Origin of the sequence: Ketobacter sp. MCCC 1A13808 (assembly GCF_009746715.1) — a bacterium.
GTDB lineage: Bacteria > Pseudomonadota > Gammaproteobacteria > Pseudomonadales > Ketobacteraceae > Ketobacter.
The window spans coordinates 22,111-43,692 of sequence record NZ_VRKW01000002.1 but is presented as its reverse complement, the minus strand read 5'-3'; the positions used below and the strand labels follow the sequence as shown (position 1 = coordinate 43,692).

Sequence of the window (21,582 nt, the reverse complement as noted above, 5' to 3'; positions counted from 1 at the left end):
TTACATATTCCAAAGCATGTTTTTACTGATCAGAAAACTGATGATGGTTCCCTGCCAGATGGGGTCTATCCGGTAACGTTTGGTTTCGTCGCGTCTAAGCAAGCCCAGATGCAGCCCTTGCTTTAACGCGTGCCTGACTATTGGCTCGGCGTAATGTGTCACCAACATTATCTCATCACCGGAGAGAGATTTATGGATGATAATGGAAGCATAGATGAAGCAGAGGTCGTCCTTTAGTTCTTTCAGCAGCGTGTTGCCGGGTTTCGCAGGCACCCCGATGTCGACCACCCTTTCACGGGAGCGGGAAGCCTCGACCCATAGCTGAATAGCGATCTGCGGATTGCCGCCACTTTGTTCCCAGAGAATATTGAAAACGCGGGAATCGGCTGCGCGGATGCTGCTGGATTCGCTGCCGGCCGATGCAGACAGCAGAAGCTCGTCGTATTTTAATGTTCGCCTGCTGCCCTGGTGGCGGGACAGGATGAGCCTGCGGATATCAGCCGGTGACCAGCGTGGCATTTTAAATACATTCGTGAAGCGCAATTCACGATTGAAGACGCAGCTCAGATAAATCGAGCTTTGGCTATGCATCACCACCACCCAATAGATATTGGGGATATTGGCATTCAGGCATTGGTTAAAAAGGCGATAGGCATTCAGGTAGCCTACTTCAGATAGGAATAGGTTTTGCGTATTCTCAATGATAAGTACCTGGGGTTCCAGGCCGTCACAATGTTTTACCAGGTCGGAAACCGAATTGAGCTTTTCGAGCCCCAAATGGGATGCCAGCAAACTGAATAGCAACTCATTATTCGTGGTCTTGGGAGGAATGCGCAGCATGCTGATAGTCGTGTCTTCCCACTTTTCCTGCAAGCTGTTTAGCAGCGTCGACTTGCCGCTGCCCTGATCACCGACGATAAGCAGCACATTGTCGTCGCTTTTATCTTTGTTCCAAAGCTGAATGGGCGTTAAAACATGGCTCAGGATATTGATGTCCAGGCTGGGCTTGCCCTCATCCATCAGCATCCATTCACGATAGTTCTCGTCCGGTAAAGTCTCGTCCTTTTCAGTCTCGCCTTCTTCATCTTTCGCTTCGGCTGCCAGACGCCAGCGCATCAGTTTAATGCTGATGGAACGGTAGGTATCGAACACCATCAGCTTCTGGTGCATATTCAGCACAACGTCGACGATGTGTGCCAATACGAACAATAATGGCCAGATCAATATCATCCACCATTTTTGTGCGCTACCCGCATCCAGGTTTTTACCTTTGCCTTTACCGGTGACAAAAAGAAAAAAGCGCGCTACGCCTTCGCGATATCGCAGCATCAGCCACAACAACCCGGCCCAGCACAGAGCAAAGTTGAAGATGATATTGAAAAACATCAGGTAGCCGCCACCGGTGCCTTTCACCAGAACCCAACTCAAGAAACACAGCACGACCACCCAGGAAACCGTATGGGCGTCGGCAGCCTGATTTTCGGCTGCGCTGGTGGGAACAAATTGGCCGGAGCGGGTGAAGGTTCGTGAAATCATCCACTCCAGTAATACGCGAGCGGCGCGGAAAACCGAATACAGGGTACCGATCGGCCCCAGCCACTTCAAAATAATCCATTCAGCGGGAACGTAATAGGCAATCAGGTTGGTACCGACCAGCACGACCAGCCAGGGCGCGTTGGGTTTTATGAACCACATAAAAGCCGAATTGAACTGAAGCAATAATTTGTGCTGCAAAGACCCCAGCAAATTTTGCTGTATGCGTGAAATGGCGCCGGGCACGGTTCTGGCAAACCGCATCAGGCCGGACATAATCCCGATTAAAGCCAACGTCTGTAGAAACCATTCGGATAGCAATTCGCCGCGATTGCCCAGCCGTAACGATCGGCGGTATTCACGAATAAAGGGTCGGGTCACGGCATCGAACAGGTTTGTCGGGGCCTCACTGGCTTCATTGGCCAGTTGTCGCCAAAAACTGCGGGGTTTGGTCAGATCCTTAAAAAAATGAGCCCATCCCAGATCCCAGATTTTTTTATTCCGCCATTTACTGGATTCGCGCAGCAAAGCCGATTCCGCTGCTTCCATTTGATCAAGCCAGCTCAATAAATCCGGACTCTCTCCTTCGGAATGGCTCTCAACGTAGTTTACCCAATCGGCCGCTTCATCGGCGTTTGGTACTTGCGGGGTCAGTCCCCAAATATTATTGGAGTCAGATCCGGCGGGGCTATTGTGATGCAGTTGCGAGAGCCAATTGCGGGTAGCGTCTCGCCACAGGTCTATCCATTGATTGACCTGATTAACCAGCGCCACCGTGTCGGGGCTTTCTGCATCTTTTTCAGCCCATTGGTCTGCTTCCTTTTGCAATTCATACAGCGTCTGCCATTGGCCCAATACCCGTACTAATGCCTGTCGCGTTGGTTTGGGTAAGTCGTAGAGTTGTATTTGCTGCTGGCGAAGAAGGTCTTTTTCCGAGCTGAGCTGATACTGCAAGCTGTTCCATTTCTTTTCCAGTGGCGGGCAGTCTTCCAGAGCTGCCGGGATCTCGCTGCTGTCGGTATCGCTTTCCTTAACGGCCAATTCATGGCGGGCACGGAATACATCCAGCTCCCGGTCCAGGGCGACGGGTACGTTTTTGCTGATATCAAACGATGCGCTTAGCCGCCCCGAAAGCAGTTTTTCAAGCCGGTTGCGTTGTTCGATGAGCACCTGCAGACGTTGCGCGGGCTTATCCAGCAGGGCTTCCGCTTGTTTACAATCCGCCAGCGCAGGTGTGACAAATACCCCAATGAATAGGAGGCTGATTAGCAGAAGAAGAGGGCGCAGCGGGGGCCGGATACCGGCGACAAACCGCATATCCGGACGGGAACCAAGCGCTTTGCCAGCAGATATCGGGTTATGCATTGTAATATGCAGTTCACTCCATGACAGGGAACCAGGATAAGTCGTGACTTTTTAACACGTCAATACGTCTAAAAGCCAATCATAGACAAAATTCAGGCAACGGTCAGCCTATGCTAGACTGCAGCGGGAATAATTACAGGTGGGTAGTATGCAACAAGATCAGGAACCGGAGCTGGAAAATCTGAAAACCGTGATGCGCGGGAAGCCGAGCTGTTACGACCCGGAGCAGTCACTGCAACGGGTGCTATCCCGTGCAAAACAGCAAACCAACACGCGGGATGTAATGAGCTTTTTTGCCAGCTGGATCTGGGTCTTGTTTGCAGGCTTTGGCGCCTCGATGCACCAGGCTTACCATGGCTCCGGCAAAAACCGCGGACGGCCACAAGTGAAGCGACCGGTTAATAAAATGCGACCCGCCGGGCCTTCGTCCGGCGCCCCCACTCAGCGATCTTCAGATTACCCACACAAACCTCAGTCTACTTCAGAATAGGGAGCACCTGCATTGGATATCGATACATGGACACAGAATATAGTAAATGCGACAGCGGAATTCTGGAGTAAGATAGCCGCTTTTCTTCCGAATCTGGTGGCCACGCTTTTAATTCTGATCGTTGGGATATTTCTGGCAAAGTTGATTTCCCGTTGGTCCGGAAAATTGCTGTCAAAGCTGGGCATGGATAATTTGTTTCAGAGCATCGGTATTACCGACGCAATGAAAAAGGTGGGAATGGAAAAGCCACCCAGTGTCGTATTGTCGAAATTCATCTATTTTTTTCTGATGCTGATCATTCTGCTGACTGCCGCCGAGACCCTGGGGCTGGATCGTATATCCACGATTCTGGACGATTTTGTGTTGTATTTGCCGAAGGTGTTCGGCGCTTTGATCGTTATTGTGGTGGGGTTGTTTATCGCCCACATCGTCAAGCAAAGCATCCATGCTGCGGTAAGCAATATGGGGATGGATTACGCTTCGTCGGTAGCGCGTCTGGCGCAGATGATCATCTTCGTTACCACGTTTTCACTGGCAGTGGGGCAGTTGGAAATTGAAACCGAGATGCTCAACATTGTGTTTGCAATCGTGTTAGGCAGTCTGGGTGTAGCGGTTGCTATTTCACTAGGCTTGGGTACGCGAAGCGTGTCCAACAATATCATTTCCGGAGTTTATGTTCGTGAACAACTGCAGCCTGGCGATGAGATCAGTGTTGGGGAATTTACCGGAATTGTTATTACCGTTGGTACGGTAAACACGGTTTTGGAAAGCGAATCCGGTGAATGTTTGTCGGTGCCGAATCAGTTGCTGCTGAATCGCAGTTATAGGTTTCAGTCCTGGACCGAAGATAAGGAATAGTTCTGTCTACGGAGCCTTTAAGCAACAGAAAGTCGATGCGTGCCCGTCTTTCTGAGCGGGATGACGAGGCGTTAGTAGGGATTGCCCGACGGCAATTGCCTCATGTCACGCTGGCTTATGAAATACTGATGAGACGGTATCAGGACCGCCTTATGCGCAGTTGCACGCGCTACCTGGGCAATGAGGCGGACGCCGAGGAGGCCGTTCACGAAATCATGCTGCGGGTGTTTCACGGGTTGGTAAAATTCAAAGGAGAATCCAGTTTTAAAACCTGGTTGTTCCGCATCGCCTATAATGAATCCATGTCGATGTTGCGCAAGCGTAAATACCACGATGATTTCGATAGCATCGAAGAGTCCGTTGAAGAGGATCACGATAAAACCGAAGTAGAGCAAGGTGTGATGGCCATGCGGGTCGAACGTTGGTTGCATAAGCTGGATGAAGAGGATCGGACTATCGTGGTGTTCCGGGTCGTCGCCGAATTGGAATATAAAGAAATCGCGGAAATCGTTGATATGAAACTAAGCGCGGTAAAGATGCGTTTTCAGCGGGCAATGGAGAAACTGAAACAGTATTACCGGTAGTACATAACCGGCAGGATTGTTCTTTGTGTGCTATTAATGTGACTTTATAGTGGCGGGCTGCGTCTATGGATAGGTAATCAAATAAAAAGGTTTTAAACTCACAGTACCTACTACCGGTAGGGGACTTTTAATATGCAAGAAGCTATTTTTACCTGCGTAATGGAGAAATTGCCCAAGACTCCGGGTGAGAAGTGGGAGCAATTCCAGGTGGTGCGGGAATTCATGGATGGGGAAAGCGATGTTCTATCCGAAGGCTGCTATTACGCCTGCCGTTCTTCCATTGACCGTTATTACCGCTTTTTGAGCCGCCAGGAAAAACGCTATTCCGTCTATTGGCTTAACGAATTTAGTTTTGAGGTGCATGGTCATTACATGGCGCACTGCGCGTGAAACTGTCCAAATGGAGTACTTTTGGGTGATCTTTCGGCTATTATTTAATCAAAAAAGCCCTTTATCTGTATTTGGTTACGCTCAAAACCGGTAAAAATACCACTTCGGCTTATCTCTGTGACTCCCGGCGTCGCATCACCGTCTAAAAAACCAGTTGCACTAAAAAACGGTTTTTTTATGGAGGATAAGCATATGAAAAAAGTCAGGGTATTTAATTGCCGGATTCGTCGTAAGCAGAGCCCCCAGGCTACACGCAATGGCACCTACCAGCTGGTCAGGGAGTTTGTTGTGGGGAAGGATGACGTTTTATTGCAAGGCAGCTTCCATACCTGCCGCGATGCGATGGATCGTTATTACTACAAACTGATTTCAGAGCCTGAGCATTATGTCGTGCAGTGGTGTGATGAATTCAGCTTTATGGTGCACCACATTGCGGACAATAGCAGCGCACAGGACGCCGACTTGAGTGCGCTTGAGGAGATCGATCTGCCGGTAAAAAAGACCAATAGTCCGATTTGACCGGGTATGCGCCAGTATCGCTACCGCAGCTGATCGGGCTTTGGCAAAAGCGGCTGGCGTCACAGCAAATGGGAACTACCTTCAAGGGTATAAAGGGGAGTTCGGTATCGCATATTCCCACCGTAGAATCGCGTTCCGCGAGTCGACGAATGCTGCTAGCCAGCCTGGAGCCAGCTCACAAGGAGCTGCAGTTTAGCAACGTTTCAATCGGCAAGAATTGAAACGTATCAAGTGCAGGTAAGGCCAATCACCTGCATCCTGATCCTGTTAATGCTGAAGGAGGCTAGCCCCCGAGCAGCACTTCTATTTTTCCACGGTTATCACGTACCTGGTAGACCGGAATGGAGACTTCCTCTTCCAGGCATTCGCCGGTGCTGAGATCAAAATGCTGTTTGTATATCGGAGAGGCAACCACGTTGCGTCCTTTCAGATCTCCCACAATGCCCCGGGATAGCACATTGGCATTGCTGAATGGGTCATGGTTGTCGATGGCGTACAGGTCTTCTTTGCCCTGATCTGTTACTTTAAAAATGGCCACTTGTCTGTCCGCTATTTTGGCACACACACCGACGTTGGCGAGTAAGTCCGCAAAATCACAGACCGGTACCCAGTTTTCATTGCTTTCCACTATTGCGGCATTGGCGTTCATGGTGATCTCCTTAACTCTGATGTCAGACAGCAACGGTTTTGATTAACTTTTCTTCATTGGTAGCGGGGCGGATCTGCCCGCGCTCTTTCACGAAGACCACATTGCTGTCCTTCTCATCGGTATTAACGAAGTGATTGAAGCGTTTTAGTTTCTGAGGGTTTTCCACGGTGGTTTTCCATTCACACTGGTACGTGTCAACCAGGTGAGCCATCTGAGCTTCCAGCTCATCGCCGATGCCCAGTGAATCGTTCATCACAACATCACGCAGGTAATCCAGGCCGCCTTCCAGGTTGTCCATCCATACCGAAGTCCGCTGCAGGCGGTCTGCGGTTTTAATGTAGAACATCAGGAAACGGTCGATGTATTTAATCAGGGTTTCGTCGTCCAGGTCCGATGCAAACAGATCGGCATGGCGGGGTTTCATGCCCCCGTTACCACATAAATACAGGTTCCAGCCGTTTTCCGTGGCAATGACACCGACGTCTTTACTCTGTGCTTCCGCGCACTCGCGAGTGCAGCCGGAAACAGCCAGTTTGAATTTGTGGGGAGAACGGATGCCGCGATATCGCTTTTCTATTTCGATGGCCATGCCGACACTGTCCTGCACACCGTAACGACACCAGGTGGAGCCAACGCAGCTTTTTACAGTGCGCATGGACTTGCCGTAGGCGTGCCCGCTTTCAAAGCCTGCGTCGATTAATTCTTTCCAGATCAGTGGCAGCTCGTGCACCTGGGCACCAAATAAGTCGATGCGCTGGCCGCCGGTAATTTTGGTGTAGAGGTCGTACTTTTTGCCTATTTCGCCGATGGCAATCAGACCGTCAGGGGTGATTTCACCGCCGGGTACGCGCGGTACAACAGAATAGGTGCCGTCCTTCTGCATGTTCGCCATAAAGTAATCATTGGTGTCCTGCAGTCCGGCGTGCTGGTTTTCCAGGATGTGATCATTCCAACAGGAGGCCAGAATCGATGCGGTGGTCGGCTTGCAGATATCACAGCCTTTGCCTTTCCCGTGCTTGCTGATCAACTCTTCAAAAGAGCGAATGCCGTCCACACGCACCAGGTGATACAGTTCCTGCCGTGAATAAGGGAAGTGTTCGCACAAATCCTTTTTCACTTCGATGCCCAATTTGGTCAGTTCGGAATTAAGAACTTGCCCGACCAGGGCTGCACAGCCGCCGCAACTGGTCGCCGCTTTAGTGGCGGATTTGAGGGCGCCGAGTTCGGTAATGCCACTTTGTACCGCACCACAGATATCGCCCTTGGAGACGTTATTGCAGGAACAAATTTGAGCAGTGTCCGGCAGTTTATCCACGCCCATTGAGGGTTTCTCGGCGCCGTCACGTAAGGGCAGAATCAAGGTGTCAGGGTATTCCGGCAACTCCATCTCGTTGAGCATTAACTGCAGCAGATTTCCGTAGTCTTCGGCGTCACCGACCAACACTGCGCCGAGCATAAACTTGCCGTCCTCACTGACGACAATTTTTTTGTATACCTTATTGCGCTCGTCGGTGATGGAGTAGCTTTGTGCGCCCTTGGTCATGCCATGGGCGTCACCGATACTGGCAACGTCGACTCCCATTAGCTTCAGTTTGGTGCTCATGTCGGCACCAGTGAACTCCGATGCGTTGTCTCCGCAAATGGTGTCTGCCGCAACCTGCGCCATTTGATAGCCGGGCGCTACCAGACCGAAAATGCGGTTATTCCACAGTGCGCATTCACCGATGGCGAACACGTCTTCGTCGGAAGTCTGGCAAAAGTTATTGACGGTAATACCGCCGCGCTCGCCCATGGCCAAACCGCTGGAGCGGGCTAATTCGTCCTGCGGGCGAATTCCGGCAGAGAACAGAATCATATCGGTTTCAAGGTGGCTGCCGTCTGCGAACTCCATTTTCAGCGCACAGGTTTCGCCGTCTTCGATGACCTTGGTATTTTTGCCGGTGTGCACGCGCACGCCCAGCTCTTCAATCATGCTGCGCAGCATAGCGCCGCCGCCTTCGTCAATTTGAACGGCCATCAGGCGCGGTGCAAATTCAATAACGTGAGTTTCCAATCCCAGGTCTTTCAGTGCCTTTGCAGCTTCAAGACCAAGCAGACCGCCCCCGACGACCACACCCACCCGGCTTTTGGCCGCAGCAGCTTCTATGGCTTCCAGGTCTTCGATGGTTCTGTAAACCAAACATTCGGGGCGATCCTTGCCTGGAATAGGAGGAACAAACGGATAGGAACCCGTGGCCAGCACGAGCTTGTCATAGGAAATAATCTCGCCGTTGGCGGAAGTCACTTCCTTATTGTTGCGGTCTATGGAAACCGCTTTATCACCCATTCGGATCTGAACGCCTGTTTTTTCAAAAAAGCCTTCTTCAACCAGGGATAAATCGTCTGCGGTTTTCCCGGAAAAATAGGAAGAGAGTTGCACGCGGTCGTAGGCGACCCGTGACTCTTCGCAGAACGTGATAATGTCGAAACCGGACGCCTGCTCTTTTGCGGTGAACTGTTCCAGAAATTTTTGGCCTACCATGCCGTTACCGATAACGACTAATTTTTGCTTGCTCACGACTGACTCCACTCTAGCGACCGACTGGTTACTCATAACCGGGGCGATACTCCCGGCCTGGCCCGATGGTATTAACTCTCGAATCAGTAAAAGCAGCTAACGTGCCAACAGTGAATAATTTGTGGGAGTGGGTGAAAAAGAGCGGAAAACCCCGTAAAAACCGGCTTTTTCAATCAAAATGCTGCAGCGGGGTGCGCAGTGCACCATGCAAGGCACCAGAATGAGGCTGCCATGACGGAGTGGTGCATTTTAAAAAGCGCACTTATGATGCGTAGGTGGTGCAGTTGTGTTTTATTGTGGAGCAAAAATTTGCTCTGTGTTGCTCGGTCCAGGTTGAAAAATAATTAAGCAGATTGACCCCGATTGTCAGGGAATGGTGCTATCGGCTGCTGGCTGGACTGCTCTAGTGCATTTCAGGGTTCAACTAAATCAGAGGAACCCCTTGATCTCCGCTACGCAGGATCCGCAGTTAGTGCCAGCCTTTAATAGTTGGCCCACTTCTGCTGCGTTGGTCAAGTTGTTTTCCTTTATGGCTTTGCGGATGGTCTTTTCGCCGACTCCGAAACAAGCGCACACCGTGCGGCCACAGTCCTCTACTCCGGCGGGGCTTTTGCCGGACAGCAGCGCCTTGCGCTCCAATGGCGACAGTTCGGCTTTTGCAAACAGGGACGATAGCCAGCCACGATCGGCGTCGCGAATGGTGGAAGAGTCTGCCGGACCGATAAAAACACAAGCTTGAATTCCGGCTTCATCGGTCCAGGCGCAGCGATAACTTTTGCTGTGGGGGTCTTCGTACAGTAAGGAGAGATTGTCTTCGCTCAGGTTCAGTTGCTCCAGCACATCATGCCAGTTGTGCACGGGCTGGGTCCCGGCGAGTTCGTAGCGGTAAAAAAACTCGCCGCGCACTTTCGCCGCATAGTGGCTTTCCGGCACCGCCCGGTTCTTGCGTGAAAACAGAAAGCCGGTCCATTGGGGTTGCCAGGGTTCAATAAGGCAGGGCGTGTGTTTGGATTCCGGTTGTCCGGAAATGGCATCGACAGCTGGGTTGACTACCGCGCCAATGCGGCTGTTGCGGGACCATTGATCGTTCCAGTGCATGGGCACGAACACGTCGCCTGGACGGATGCTGTCGGTAATGTCGGCTTTCAGCGTGACGCTGCCCCATTGGCTGCTCACTTTCACAAAGCTGTGTGGTTGAATGCCGTAGATGCGCGCGGTGTCCGGGTGGAGTTCTACGTAGGGTTCGGCTTTGTGTGCGGTTAGAGGCGGCGCCAGTGCGGTTCGGGTCATGGTGTGCCACTGGTCGCGCACGCGGCCCGTGTTGAGCGCCAGTGGCCATTGCTGAGTGAGTAAATGGGCAGTGGGCTTGCTGCGGACGGGAACCAATTGCGCTCTCTTATTCTGGGTGCTGAAACGACCGTTGCCGTACAGTCTGTCGCTGCCCATGTCGTCCATTACCGGCCATTGGATAGGCTGCAATGAGTCGTATTCGGCGTCGCTGAGGGTTTCCAGTTCGCTGATATCCAGTTGGCGTTTGCCGTTGTTGGCCAACCCGGTCAGTGCTGCGTGCTCGCGAAATACGTCGCCCGCGGTTTGATAGGGAAATTGAGACGAGTAGCCCATGGCGCGAGCAACATCGGTGAGGATACGCCAGTCCTGGCGAGCTTCCCCCGCGCTCGTCAGTACCCCCCGCTGGCGGGAGATGCGACGCTCTGAATTGGTGACCGTGCCGTCTTTTTCGCCCCACCCTGCAGCAGGCAATAGAACCTGGGCGAAGGCGCTGGTATCGGTGTGTTCGATACAGTCCGATACCACGACCAGTTGCGCTTTTTGCAGTGCCCGTTTCACCTGGTCGGCATCGGGTAGGCTGACCACCGGGTTGGTGCCCATAATCCAGATTGCCTTAACACCGCCTCGCTCTATGGCATCAAACAGGTCAACTGCTTTTAGTCCGGCGTGGGTGGCCATGTTCGGTGCTTTCCAGAAGTGTTTGACCCGCTTCAGGTCTGAGGCGTTGAATTCCATGTGCGCGGCCAACTGGTTAGAAAGGCCGCCCACTTCGCGCCCGCCCATGGCATTGGGCTGACCGGTAAGGGAAAAGGGGGTTGCGCCGGGTTTGCCGATGCGGCCGGTCGCAATGTGGCAATTGATAATGGCGTTGCCTTTGTCCGTGCCCTGGCTGGATTGGTTGATACCCTGGGAAAAGCAGGTCACTGTACGATCGTGTTGGGCGAACCAATGATAAAAGGTGGCAATATCCTGTACTGGCAGGTCACAAGCAGTAGCGACCTGGTCCAGGTCCGCTGCATCCTGGCGCGCATAAGTCAGAGTGTCATGAATACCGTCGCTGTGGTCGGCGATATAGGTTGTGTCCAGTTTGTGATGTTCTGCCAGATAGTGGAGTAGGCCATTAAACAGTTTAACGTCCATGCCCGGCTTGATCGGTAAATGCAGGTCGGCAATTTCACAGCTGGCGGTTTTTCTGGGGTCAATCACCACCACTTTCATCTTTGGGCGTTGTTCTTTCGCCGCTTTGATGCGCTGGAATAAAATCGGGTGACACCAGGCGGTGTTGGATCCGGTCAGGATCATCAGATCCGCCAGTTCCAGATCTTCGTAGCAACCCGGAACAGCATCCTCTCCGAAGGCCCGCTTGTGCGCGGCTACCGCAGATGACATACAGAGCCGTGAGTTGGTGTCGATGTTGGCGCTGCCGAGAAACCCCTTCATTAATTTATTGGCAACGTAATAGTCTTCCGTTAACAGTTGCCCGGAAACATAAAAGGCTACGGAGCCGGGACCGTGCTGGTCAAGAATCTGTTGGAATTGGCGGCCAATAAACTGCGTAGCCTGATCCCAGCTTGCGCGCAGCCCATTGATTTTAGGGTGCAGCAAGCGGCCTTCTTCCACCAGGGTATGTGCCAGGGTTGAACCTTTTGAGCACAATTTTCCAAAGTTTGCGGGGTGGTCTGTGTCGCCGCGCACCGTGGTTTTGCCCTGCTCGTCGGTGGCGATTTCAATACCGCAGCCGACACCACAATAAGGACAGGTCGTTTTATTCAGGATGGAAGATCTCTCCATTTTAGAGCCTTAATGCTTAGAAACTCACAGCAAGCGCTAGGCAGCTTCCGGTAATGCCGCCAGTTTAGTCTCTAGGGTGCAAAAGTCTTTTCCAAAGATTAACTGATCGCGCAGTGAGTGAATATGCGCTTTTTGTTGAATCAGATCAAACAGCCAGGCGCCATCCTGGGTATCGCCGTAAAGCACAGCACCGATCAGGCGGTCATTGGAGATGACCAGTTTTTTGTAATGGTTCAAGGCGCGATCGTGCAAGGTAATGAATTCAGCGTCGTCATCACCCAGAAAATCGCCGGCAGAAAACGCGTTGATGCCGGTTATTTTGAGTTTGGTTGCCTGCGCCTGTTGAATGTAACGGGCAATACCGAATTCAGCCAGGTGGTTGGCGCACACCTTGGCCTGCTCGTAAGTGGGTGCCACCAGTCCGAACACGGCCCCCCGGTGTTGAATGCATTCCCCTACGGAATAGATTGCCGGGTCATAGGTTTGCAGCACATCGTTGACCAGTATGCCTTTTTCACAGGGCAAGCCGCTGTTCAGGGCCAGCTCGTGATTGGGGATGACGCCTGTCGCCATCACCACCATATCGGCCTGTAGCGAGCGCCCATCTTTAAAATGCAGCTCTCGTACGTCCCCTTGTTGATCGCCGCTGAGGGCGACGGTGCGGGCATTAAGGCAAAATTCAATGCCTTTGTCGGACAGGCTTTGTTGCAGCATTTTGGCAGCGGTCTCATCCAGTTGTCGGTTCAAAATGCTGGGGCTACTGTGGACCACTGTGACGTGAATACCCTGGGCGCGCAGCCCATTAGCCGCTTCCAGGCCCAGCAGACCGCCGCCGACAACGGCTGCATGCTGCTTCTCTTTGCTCAGCCGCAGCATGTCGTGAACGTCGCTGATGTCACGGAAGGTGAGAATATTGTTCAGATCGTTGCCGGGTACGGGGATGCGGGCGGGGCGGGATCCCGTTGCCAGCACCAGGCGGTCATAAGGGATTTCCAGTCCGGATGCTGTCGAGATCCGGCGACGGCCACGATCAATGCGCGCTGCGCGCTCACCTTTATAGAAAGTAATATTATGGTGCTCATACCAGGCGTCGTCATTCATTATGATGCTTTCTATCGTCTTCTCACCCGCCAGCACCGGCGAAAGCATAATGCGATTGTAGTTGCCGAAATGCTCGTCCCCGATGACGCTGATATCGTACTTGTCCGGGGTCAGAGCCAGCAGTTCTTCCAGGGTGCGGGTGCCGGCCATACCATTTCCGACAAAAACCAGCTTAGGCTTGCGTGGCGCAGAATCCGTTGTCACGTTGCAACTCCTCACATAAAAACCAGCCTGCAACTCAGGCTTTCCCGATAGTATTTAGCAAGCCCTATGCCATGGACGGGTTGGGTTATCAGGTGCCGCACTTGTTGTTTTATTTGCACCAATATAATTTTATTTTTTCTTTTCGGGTTCGTGAGTGGTGCGTTTTTGGTTGTAGGTGATTTTTTTATTCGCACCACTACTGTGCTCTCTTGCTCGCGAAAGGCACCATATTAGAATTTCCATCGATTTTTGTAGCGGGTTTTTGCCCCATTGAGAGGCTTTTCTCTTTTTTGTGTGATTCCTTTTGGGGGTGGTACGGAGGTTGCTTTGCTGAATGCGGATTTGTCTGTCGCGCCAATGATTGTGCCTGAGTGAGTACCAATAGGAGAGCTCAAATGAATGATGGGAAGTTGAACCTGCTGGATGTAAAAAATCCCAGCATCAGAACGTTACACCTTACCTGGTTTGCGTTTTTTATTACCTTTGTTGTCTGGTTTAGCCACGCACCACTGCTAATGGCGATCAAAGAAACCTTTGATTTGTCCGAGCAGCAGGTAAAAGCGTTATTGATCCTGAACGTTGCGTTAACCATACCATCGCGGATTGTGATCGGTATTCTGGTGGATAAGTTCGGCCCGCGTCATGTTTTCAGTGGCTTGCTGATTGCGTCCTCCGGTCTTTGCTACCTGTTTGCATTTGCCGACAGCTATGAAACATTGGCGCTGAGCCGCTTTATGCTGGGTTTCGTCGGTGCCGGTTTTGTTATCGGAATTCGTATGGTCGGGGAATGGTTTCCGGCAAAGCAGGTTGGTTTGGCCGAAGGGGTGTATGGGGGCTGGGGTAACTTTGGTTCGGCCGCTGCTGCAATGACATTGCCGACTATCGCCTTGGCTTTTGGTGGGCCTGAGGGCTGGCGTTACGCTGTTGCCTGTACCGGTACACTGGCATTGATCTACGGTTTTGTGTATTTCTTTCGGGCACGGAATACACCCAAGGGCTCTACTTATTTCAAACCGAAGAAGTCCGGTGGTCTGGAAGTTTCCAACAAAAAAGATTTCTATTTTTATTTGGCCATGAATGTGCCGATGTATATTGCCCTGGCGGTTCTGAGCTGGAAATTGGGCCCGGACAATCTGAAATTACTCAGTGAAACAGCGACTATTAGTTTGTGGGTGGGTCTGGTTGCATTGTTTGTGTTTCAGGTCACTCAGATCTATAAAGTGAACAGCCATTTGTTTACGGATCCGCAGCCGGTTGCGCCTGCGCAGGGCTACAAATTCAAGCAGGTTGCGATTCTGGATTGGGCTTACTTCGTCACCTTCGGTTCCGAGCTGGCAGTGGTTTCGATGTTGCCGTTATTCTTTATGGAGACCTTTGAGCTGAGTGCTGTGACAGCGGGTTTGCTGGCGTCCGGGTTTGCATTTATGAACCTGGTGGCGCGACCCGGTGGTGGTTATATCAGCGATAAGTTCGGTCGTAAGAAAACCATGAGCATTCTGGTTGCCGGGTTGGCCGTAGGTTATCTGGTATTAAGTCAGATTGATGGTGCCTGGTGGATTCCGCTGGCCGTGATTGCAACTATGTGTTGCTCCTTCTTCGTACAAGCCGGTGAGGGTGCGGTGTTTGCAATGGTACCGTTAGTGCAGCGTCGTATGACCGGACAGATTGCGGGTATGGCGGGCGCTTATGGTAATGTGGGTGGTGTGACATTCCTGACGGTGTTGTCCTTTGTTGATACCTCTACGTTCTTTTTGGTCATTGCGGGTTGCGCCGGGTTCTTGTTCATGCTGGTGCAACTGCTGGAAGAGCCTGAAGGGCACATGACGGAAGTGCTTCCGGATGGTACGGTGCAGTTAATTGAAGTGAACTGATCCGCTTAATGCAGTTGTTAAGGATCTGAAAGCCTTAGCCTGACGTTGTTGTGACGCCAGGTTAAGGCTTTTTTCTTTTTAATTTTTTGATTTGCTACATTGCAGGTGAAGTGTATGTCACTGGACAATCCGAAGCAGCCACTGCAGGTGTCCGTTGCCCAGCGTTCAGCTGCGGGTGTTAAAGAACGCAATGAAGATTGCATGGCAATACAGATTCCCACCGGATCGGCATTAGCCCGTAAAGGGATTGTCGCCGCCATCGCCGACGGGGTCAGTGCAGCGGAGGCAGGGCAGGAAGCATCAGAAATAGCCATCACCGGGTTCGTCAACGATTATTATTCCACACCGGATTCGTGGAGTGTTAAGCAATCTGCCCATAAGGTGCTGGCCGCCCTCAATCGTTGGTTGTATGCACAGGGGCAAAAGTATCTGCAGGCTGAAAAAGGCTACGTTACTACTTTCAGTACGGTCATCCTCAAATCCCGATCTGCCTATTTGTTCCATGTAGGGGATTCCCGTATCTACCGTTTGCGTGGCAGTGAGCTGGAACAATTAACGCGGGATCATGTGGCGCGCATCAGCTCAAAGCAACAATATCTGGTGCGGGCAATGGGCATCGATCTTAATCTGGATGTGGATCTGAAGATTGTTGATCTGCAGCCCGGAGACGTGTTTGTCCTCACTACCGATGGGGTACATGAATTTATTGATCATCGCAGTTTTGTAAAAATACTTCGTGAATGCGGTGATGATCTGGAAGCGGGCGTCGATCGCTTTCTGCAACTGGCGCTGGACAATGGCAGTGATGACAATATCAGTTGCCAATTGGTGCGGGTGGACCAGTTGGGGCAGGAAACCAACGAAGATGTGTTTCAGGCGCTGAATACCCTGCCTTTTCCACCGGAGCTGGAGATCGGTTATAAGCTGGATGGCTGGCGGGTCGAAAAAGCACTTCACGCCAGTCAACGCAGCCAACTGTATGTTGTGCGTCACGAAGAAACAGAAAAGTACGCGGTAATGAAAACCCCGTCAGTCAACTACGCTGACGATGCGCCTTATATTGAGCGCTTTATTATGGAGGAGTGGGTTGGGCGCAGGATTGATAATCCTTATGTGGTGAAAGTAGTTGAGCCCACGGGCTCCCGGAATTTTCTATATTATCTTACCGAGTGGCAAGACGGACCGACACTGGGTAAAGTCATTGCGGATCAGGCGCCGCTGGATGTGTCGCGGGTAACCGGCATTGCTGAAAAATTGATTCAGGGTTTGCGGGCATTTCACCGACGCGAAACCCTGCATCAGGATATCAAACCGGACAATATTATTCTGTGTGGAGACGATCCGGTCATCATCGATTTCGGTTCCGTGTTTGTGGCGGGAGTGGATGAAATTGCCACAACATTCAATCGGGAAACCGCGTTGGGAACGTTGGACTACTCCGCTCCTGAATATCAATTGCAACGCCCGCGCTCGGAAAAAAGCGATCAGTTCTCGCTGGCGTTGCTGTTGTATGAGCTGTTGACCGGGGAACACCCTTATGGTGAGAGTTATCAAAAATCAAAGACAGCGGCGGATTTTCTGAGCCTGAAATACATTCCGGCTCATCGTCGTAATCCGATGGTGCCGTTGTGGATGGACGGCACTTTACGTAAGGCGTTACAGGTGAATGCAGATCTGCGTTACGAATCGTTGTCTGAGTTATTAGTGGATCTGCGCAATCCCAATCCGGCTTTTCTACGGGTTGAACACCGGCCCCTATTGGAAAAAGATCCGGTCCGTTTCTGGCAGCTGATAGCGCTATTATTGGTGTTAGCCAATATACTGACGTTGTACTTATGGTTGTCCTGAGCGGTACTAAACGGGCGTGCTCCGGCTAGTCGCCTGAGGTACGCCTGGGGTTGAGCGGGGATTCGGTTTATACTGACGCTTCCCCGTAATCAGAATGTATAGCCCCGAATGGAACACACCTATCGTTTGTTAATCTCCTGCCCGGATAAGGTAGGCATCGTCGCCAAAGTCAGCCAATTCATCAGTGATCATAAGGGCTGGTTAACCGAAGCCAGTTATCACTCAGAAGCGGATTCCGGCTGGTTTTTTATGCGTAATGAGATCCGCGCCGATTCACTGGATCTGAATCTGCAGCAATTCACCGCGGCGTTTGAAAGCATTGCCCGTGAATATCAGATGCGTTGGTTTATTACTGATTCCACCGCGCCGAAAAAAATTGTCATTCTGGCGAGCCATGCGTCCCATTGCCTGGCGGATATCTTGTATCGCTGGCACAGCGGTGAACTGCATTGTGAAATTGCCGCCGTCATTGCCAATCATGATAATTTGCGCTCGATGGTGGAATGGCACGATATACCATTTCATTACATCCCGGTTGAGAAGGGCAATAAACAGCGGCACTTTGATCAGGTTGAAACGCTGTTGTCCAAGTATCAGGCCCAAACCATTGTTCTGGCGCGTTATATGCAAATCCTGCCATCCGCGCTGTGCCAGCAATACCAGGGGCAGGTCATCAACATCCATCACAGTTTTCTGCCTTCTTTTGTGGGGGCCAATCCTTATTACCAGGCCTATGACCGCGGTGTGAAACTGATTGGTGCTACCTGCCACTATGTCACGGCGGATTTGGACCAGGGACCTATCATTGAGCAGGATGTAGAGCGCGTGAGCCACCGCCATAATAAAGACGATCTGGTGCGCCTGGGGCGCGATGTGGAGAAGATTGTGCTGGCCAGGGGGCTGCGTTATCACCTGGAAGATCGCGTCGTCATTCATGGCAACAAGACCGTTATTTTTGATTGATGCCGGTCTCCGTAAGGCGCAGCAGATTCGACAGTCTGCTACGCCGGATTGCAGCCAGTTAGAATGGAGAGCAATTAACTCCGATAAAACCCGGCCCACCTTGACCCGGTAAAAACAAGAGAGTGCTATTCACCGTGAACCTGGAAATTCCATCTATTTTATTAAAAGAGGACGAGGACGCCACTAATCAGAGAATTCTGGACAGTGCCCGTTCCCTGTATATCGAATTCGGCTTACGCCGCACGACTATGGAAGATGTTGCCAAACGTGCCGGCATGGGGCGCGCCACCTTGTATCGTCGTTTCAGCGAGAAAGATCAGCTCTTTAAGGCCGTGATACTGCGTGATTTGCAACGACACATTGTCATCATTGAAAAAGAGATCGCACAGGTGCCATCGGCACTTGATGGGCTGTTGGAAGCGTTTATTCGCTTCTCGATGCTGGTGCACAGTAATGAATTGCTGCAACGCTTACTGAAATCGGAGCCGGATCATGTGCTGCCATATTTGACCACGGATTTCGAAATCATCATGACTTTTGCCTGCCAGTATCTGTCCATGCAAATTGATCGTGGCCAGCAGTTGGGTCACATCCGTCAGGTACCGTTGCTGATGCTGTCTGAAATGATAATGCGACTGACCCAGTCATTGATGCTAAGCCCGAAAGGGGTGATTTACCCCGGGGATGAGGCGTCTTTGCGCACCTTTACGGAAACGTACTTGCGGCCTTTTCTAACGCCTTAGCGTAGGCCGCACGCCACCTAATTGCTTTAATTTCCTGCAAAATGTTCCGCCCGGGTGCTGAAATTATCCGGGTTAGGGCGATATCTGCTTGCATTTCGATACGTATAGACATAATTTGTATTTTGTCTCATATTCGATTGGCAGCGGAGGGCGTATGGCCCGGACTCAACAAAAACAATCATCCCAAGCTCCTGCGTCAACCCAGGATCTGCCTCAGCCATTGGGGCCGGATTCGCACACCTGGCGCAATTTCGGTTCCTATCTTTTCCATCTGATGTTGCCGCAGGCCTTTATTTTGCAATCGGCGCATCCGGTTATTGATATGGCAGTGGGCAAAGAAAAGAAATACAAGCACGATCCCTGGGGACGGGCCAAAGATTCCACCCGGCTGTTATGGCCGGTGATCTATGCCCGCCCCGACAAAGCCACCGAAATGGGAATACGCTTGCGCGAGTTGCATCGCTCCATCAAAGGGGTTGCCAATAATGGTAAAAAATTTCACGCCTTAGACCCGGAAGCGTATTCATGGGTGCACATCACCGGCTTTGATGCCACCCTCCGCATGTATGAATATTTCGGGCGCACAGTAGCGGATCAGGAGCGCGCCGAGTTGTTTAGGGAGTGGCAGCGTTTTGGTCGTATGCTGGGTATTCATGAGAAGCATATTCCGCGCACCGAGGCAGAGTATTGGCAACACTTCAATTATATTATTGAAGAGCGTCTGGAGTGGGGCGAGGTGCTGGATGATCTAATGGATCCCCGTTTTTATGCCGGGTATCCCAAGCCGGAAGAAATGAAGTATGTACCGGACGCCTTGTTCAAAGTGTTGATGATCATAATGGGCTGGGCGATGCACAAGATTACGGTTGCGACCCTGCCGGAAAACTTCCGCCGTAAATTCAACGTCCAATTCAGTAAAACGGATCAGCGACTATTTAAAGCGTTTGCCTGGTCCGTACGCACAATCTATCCAGTGATGCCTGAACGCCTGCGCTATATCCCGTTAGCCATGCGCGCCATAGAGGATTCCCGTCGATATCCCGGTGCTTATCAGTTTGAAGCGGATCTGAATCAGGATCCGGTTTCTGTATAACTTTTTATTTTTAGTCCGTGGCCAGGCAACGGATTATAGAGGGACATTGTCATGACGCATGCTCAGCCATGGCTGAATACATATAAAAAACTCGGGCTGGATTGGAGTCAGATTCCAGATGTTCCGGCAAAAACGTTGTCGGATTATATTCGCGATTTCGGTCAGCAATTTGCTGACCGTGCTGCATTAGTGTATTGCCGCGTTACTACATCGTATTCCCAGCTGGACCATCAGGTCGATAAATTTGCCCATGTTTTGCAAGCCGCGGGTTGCAGTAAGGGCGATGTGCTGGCCATTCAGTTGCCGAATATTCCGCAGTATGTGATTGGCATGGCGGCGGCGGCTCGCTTGGGACTGAAAGTGACCAGCGTTTCTCCTTTATTGACACCACCTGAAGTGATTCATCAGTGTAATGACGCGCAGGTTCATGCGCTGCTTACCTTTGAACCCATATTCACAGCGACCCATGGCCTGCTGGTGAATCGGATTGCCACGTTGAAGCAGGTGATCGTGGCCTCCGCCACAGAACCCTTACCCGGCCTGCCGGATGCGCAGATTGCAGTAGATACCCTGGGTGATGTTCCTGTAACCGGCTGGAATACTGCGTTGTCCGGTGCGGCGACGGACCCGGTCGAGGTGGACGTGGATTTTGACGGCATCCTGTATCTGCAATATACCGGCGGGACGACGGGCAAACCGAAGGGTGCGCAATTGTCGTCAAAGAATATTTTCGTTAATAATGTTCAGGCCGATGTGTTTTACGGTTATCGTCTCGGTATGGAAACCGTCGCATCGGCGTTTCCGTTATTTCATATTGGCGGTGCCGCCGTGATGATGAACGCCATACGCACAGCGTCAACATTTCTGTTAATTGCAGATCCCCGCAACATCGAGCAATTCTGTGGTGAAATGACCGCGTTCCCGCCGACCGTTCTGGCAAACGTGCCGGCCTTGTTTCAAATGCTGGTGAATTCAGCAGCCTTTCGAGCGCTGGATTTCAGCCAATTGCGAATTGCGGTATCCGGAGCAGCTCCGTTCAGCGTGGATGAAATCCGGCGTTTGGAAAACGTTATTGGCACCGGTAAATTCTGTGAGGTGTATGGCATGACCGAAACGGCACCGGTGCAAACTCTTAATCCGGGTAATGCGTTTAAACCCGGCTTTGTCGGCCTGCCGTTACCCGCAACCGATTTGCGTATTCTGGATCCTGAAAATGGCGTTGAGGAATTGGCGCCGGGTGTCCCTGGAGAAGTGGTGGTGAGTGGCCCGCAGGTGATGCGCGGTTACCTGGCGATGGCGGACGCTTCCCGTGATGCGCTGCGTGAGCACGATGGCAAGGTCTGGATGCACACCGGCGATATTGGCTTTCTGGATGATGAAGGTTATTTGAAAATCTGTGACCGCAGTAAAGACATGCTGATTGTCGGAGGTTACAAAGTGTTTTCAGTGGAGGTGGAATCCAAGCTGCAATCGCTTCCATTCGTGGAAATGTGTGCGGTGGTCGGGCGTGAAGATGAGGATCGGCCTGGTAATGATGTGGTGCAAGTATACGTGCAGCGTAACAATGCTGAGCCTGCACACGATGAGCAGCAAAAAGCGGCGATTATCGAGTTTTGCCGTGCCAATATGGCGCCCTATAAAGTGCCAAAAGAATTGTTTTTTGTCGATGCGATACCGCTTACGTCGGTGGGCAAAATCGACAAGAAAGCATTGCGCAAGTAGCCGTCCAGATA

General features: G+C 51.6%; 16 protein-coding genes. 11 read left to right on the top strand and 5 right to left on the bottom strand.

Annotated features, from left to right (window positions below):
* Positions 1 to 2,898 (bottom strand): ATP-binding protein, encoded by a 2,898-nt coding sequence (locus FT643_RS04215; RefSeq protein WP_156869544.1) that lies wholly within the window; start codon positions 2,896 to 2,898, stop codon positions 1 to 3.
* Between the two features lie 148 nt (positions 2,899 to 3,046).
* Between FT643_RS04215 and FT643_RS04210 the strand changes: the two genes are divergently transcribed.
* The 5 genes from FT643_RS04210 to FT643_RS04190 all read left to right on the top strand — a co-directional run bounded on the left by FT643_RS04210 (position 3,047) and on the right by FT643_RS04190 (position 5,739).
* Positions 3,047 to 3,388 carry a hypothetical protein gene (locus tag FT643_RS04210; protein WP_156869542.1) on the top strand — a complete coding sequence of 114 codons (342 nt, stop codon included), beginning with the start codon at positions 3,047 to 3,049 and terminating at the stop codon, positions 3,386 to 3,388.
* Positions 3,389 to 3,400: 12 nt separating this feature from the next.
* Positions 3,401 to 4,246 (top strand): mechanosensitive ion channel family protein, encoded by an 846-nt coding sequence (locus FT643_RS04205; protein ID WP_156869540.1) that lies wholly within the window; start codon positions 3,401 to 3,403, stop codon positions 4,244 to 4,246.
* A gap of 35 nt (positions 4,247 to 4,281) precedes the next feature.
* Complete coding sequence (locus FT643_RS04200) at positions 4,282 to 4,830, top strand: sigma-70 family RNA polymerase sigma factor (RefSeq protein ID WP_156869538.1); 549 nt, start codon at positions 4,282 to 4,284, stop codon at positions 4,828 to 4,830.
* Positions 4,831 to 4,962: 132 nt separating this feature from the next.
* On the top strand, positions 4,963 to 5,220 hold the full coding sequence (locus tag FT643_RS04195; RefSeq protein ID WP_156869536.1) for a hypothetical protein: 258 nt from the start codon (positions 4,963 to 4,965) through the stop codon (positions 5,218 to 5,220).
* 192 nt (positions 5,221 to 5,412) lie between these two features.
* Positions 5,413 to 5,739, top strand: a complete 327-nt coding sequence (locus FT643_RS04190; protein WP_156869534.1) for a hypothetical protein — start codon at positions 5,413 to 5,415, stop codon at positions 5,737 to 5,739.
* Between the two features lie 283 nt (positions 5,740 to 6,022).
* On the opposite strand, the gene nirD is transcribed toward FT643_RS04190, so the two are convergent.
* From nirD to FT643_RS04170, 4 genes are all read right to left on the bottom strand, one after another.
* A complete protein-coding gene (gene nirD / locus FT643_RS04185) occupies positions 6,023 to 6,388 on the bottom strand; it encodes a nitrite reductase small subunit NirD (protein WP_156869532.1) in 366 nt (121 codons plus the stop codon).
* A gap of 22 nt (positions 6,389 to 6,410) precedes the next feature.
* Positions 6,411 to 8,981: a nitrite reductase large subunit NirB gene (gene nirB / locus FT643_RS04180; protein ID WP_156869509.1), complete on the bottom strand. Its 2,571-nt coding sequence runs from the start codon at positions 8,979 to 8,981 to the stop codon at positions 6,411 to 6,413.
* Between the two features lie 393 nt (positions 8,982 to 9,374).
* The gene (locus FT643_RS04175; RefSeq protein WP_156869507.1) at positions 9,375 to 12,026 is read right to left on the bottom strand and encodes a nitrate reductase; all 2,652 of its coding nucleotides are present in this window, start codon (positions 12,024 to 12,026) and stop codon (positions 9,375 to 9,377) included.
* Between the two features lie 36 nt (positions 12,027 to 12,062).
* Positions 12,063 to 13,331, bottom strand: coding sequence for an NAD(P)/FAD-dependent oxidoreductase (locus FT643_RS04170; protein WP_317621941.1), 1,269 nt, complete (start codon positions 13,329 to 13,331; stop codon positions 12,063 to 12,065).
* 395 nt (positions 13,332 to 13,726) lie between these two features.
* Here FT643_RS04170 and FT643_RS04165 point away from each other — a divergent pair, with 395 nt between their 5' ends.
* The 6 genes from FT643_RS04165 to FT643_RS04140 all read left to right on the top strand — a co-directional run bounded on the left by FT643_RS04165 (position 13,727) and on the right by FT643_RS04140 (position 21,571).
* Positions 13,727 to 15,202, top strand: coding sequence for a NarK family nitrate/nitrite MFS transporter (locus FT643_RS04165; protein ID WP_156869505.1), 1,476 nt, complete (start codon positions 13,727 to 13,729; stop codon positions 15,200 to 15,202).
* Positions 15,203 to 15,316: 114 nt separating this feature from the next.
* Entirely contained in the window at positions 15,317 to 17,050 is a 1,734-nt protein-coding gene (locus FT643_RS04160; protein ID WP_156869503.1) for a bifunctional protein-serine/threonine kinase/phosphatase, read from the top strand.
* Positions 17,051 to 17,158: 108 nt separating this feature from the next.
* Complete coding sequence (gene purU, locus FT643_RS04155; RefSeq protein ID WP_156869501.1) at positions 17,159 to 18,013, top strand: formyltetrahydrofolate deformylase; 855 nt, start codon at positions 17,159 to 17,161, stop codon at positions 18,011 to 18,013.
* A 134-nt stretch (positions 18,014 to 18,147) separates the two neighbouring features.
* A complete protein-coding gene (locus FT643_RS04150; RefSeq protein WP_156869499.1) occupies positions 18,148 to 18,756 on the top strand; it encodes a TetR/AcrR family transcriptional regulator in 609 nt (202 codons plus the stop codon).
* A 154-nt stretch (positions 18,757 to 18,910) separates the two neighbouring features.
* A complete protein-coding gene (locus FT643_RS04145) occupies positions 18,911 to 19,849 on the top strand; it encodes an oxygenase MpaB family protein (protein ID WP_156869497.1) in 939 nt (312 codons plus the stop codon).
* A 51-nt stretch (positions 19,850 to 19,900) separates the two neighbouring features.
* The gene (locus tag FT643_RS04140) at positions 19,901 to 21,571 is read left to right on the top strand and encodes an AMP-binding protein (protein ID WP_156869495.1); all 1,671 of its coding nucleotides are present in this window, start codon (positions 19,901 to 19,903) and stop codon (positions 21,569 to 21,571) included.
* Positions 21,572 to 21,582 lie beyond the last annotated feature (11 nt).

Excerpts from the sequence above, each read along its gene's own strand:
- purU (WP_156869501.1), top strand. The coding sequence starts at position 17,159 with ATGGAACACACCTATCGTTTGTTAATCTCCTGCCCGGATAAGGTAGGC.
- FT643_RS04210 (WP_156869542.1), top strand. The coding sequence starts at position 3,047 with ATGCAACAAGATCAGGAACCGGAGCTGGAAAATCTGAAAACCGTGATG.
- FT643_RS04165 (WP_156869505.1), top strand. The coding sequence starts at position 13,727 with ATGAATGATGGGAAGTTGAACCTGCTGGATGTAAAAAATCCCAGCATC.
- FT643_RS04145 (WP_156869497.1), top strand. The coding sequence starts at position 18,911 with ATGGCCCGGACTCAACAAAAACAATCATCCCAAGCTCCTGCGTCAACC.
- FT643_RS04140 (WP_156869495.1), top strand. The coding sequence starts at position 19,901 with ATGACGCATGCTCAGCCATGGCTGAATACATATAAAAAACTCGGGCTG.
- FT643_RS04160 (WP_156869503.1), top strand. The coding sequence starts at position 15,317 with ATGTCACTGGACAATCCGAAGCAGCCACTGCAGGTGTCCGTTGCCCAG.
- FT643_RS04200 (WP_156869538.1), top strand. The coding sequence starts at position 4,282 with ATGCGTGCCCGTCTTTCTGAGCGGGATGACGAGGCGTTAGTAGGGATT.
- FT643_RS04195 (WP_156869536.1), top strand. The coding sequence starts at position 4,963 with ATGCAAGAAGCTATTTTTACCTGCGTAATGGAGAAATTGCCCAAGACT.
- nirD (WP_156869532.1), bottom strand. The coding sequence starts at position 6,388 with ATGAACGCCAATGCCGCAATAGTGGAAAGCAATGAAAACTGGGTACCG.
- nirB (WP_156869509.1), bottom strand. The coding sequence starts at position 8,981 with ATGAGTAACCAGTCGGTCGCTAGAGTGGAGTCAGTCGTGAGCAAGCAA.
- FT643_RS04190 (WP_156869534.1), top strand. The coding sequence starts at position 5,413 with ATGAAAAAAGTCAGGGTATTTAATTGCCGGATTCGTCGTAAGCAGAGC.
- FT643_RS04215 (WP_156869544.1), bottom strand. The coding sequence starts at position 2,898 with ATGCATAACCCGATATCTGCTGGCAAAGCGCTTGGTTCCCGTCCGGAT.
- FT643_RS04175 (WP_156869507.1), bottom strand. The coding sequence starts at position 12,026 with ATGGAGAGATCTTCCATCCTGAATAAAACGACCTGTCCTTATTGTGGT.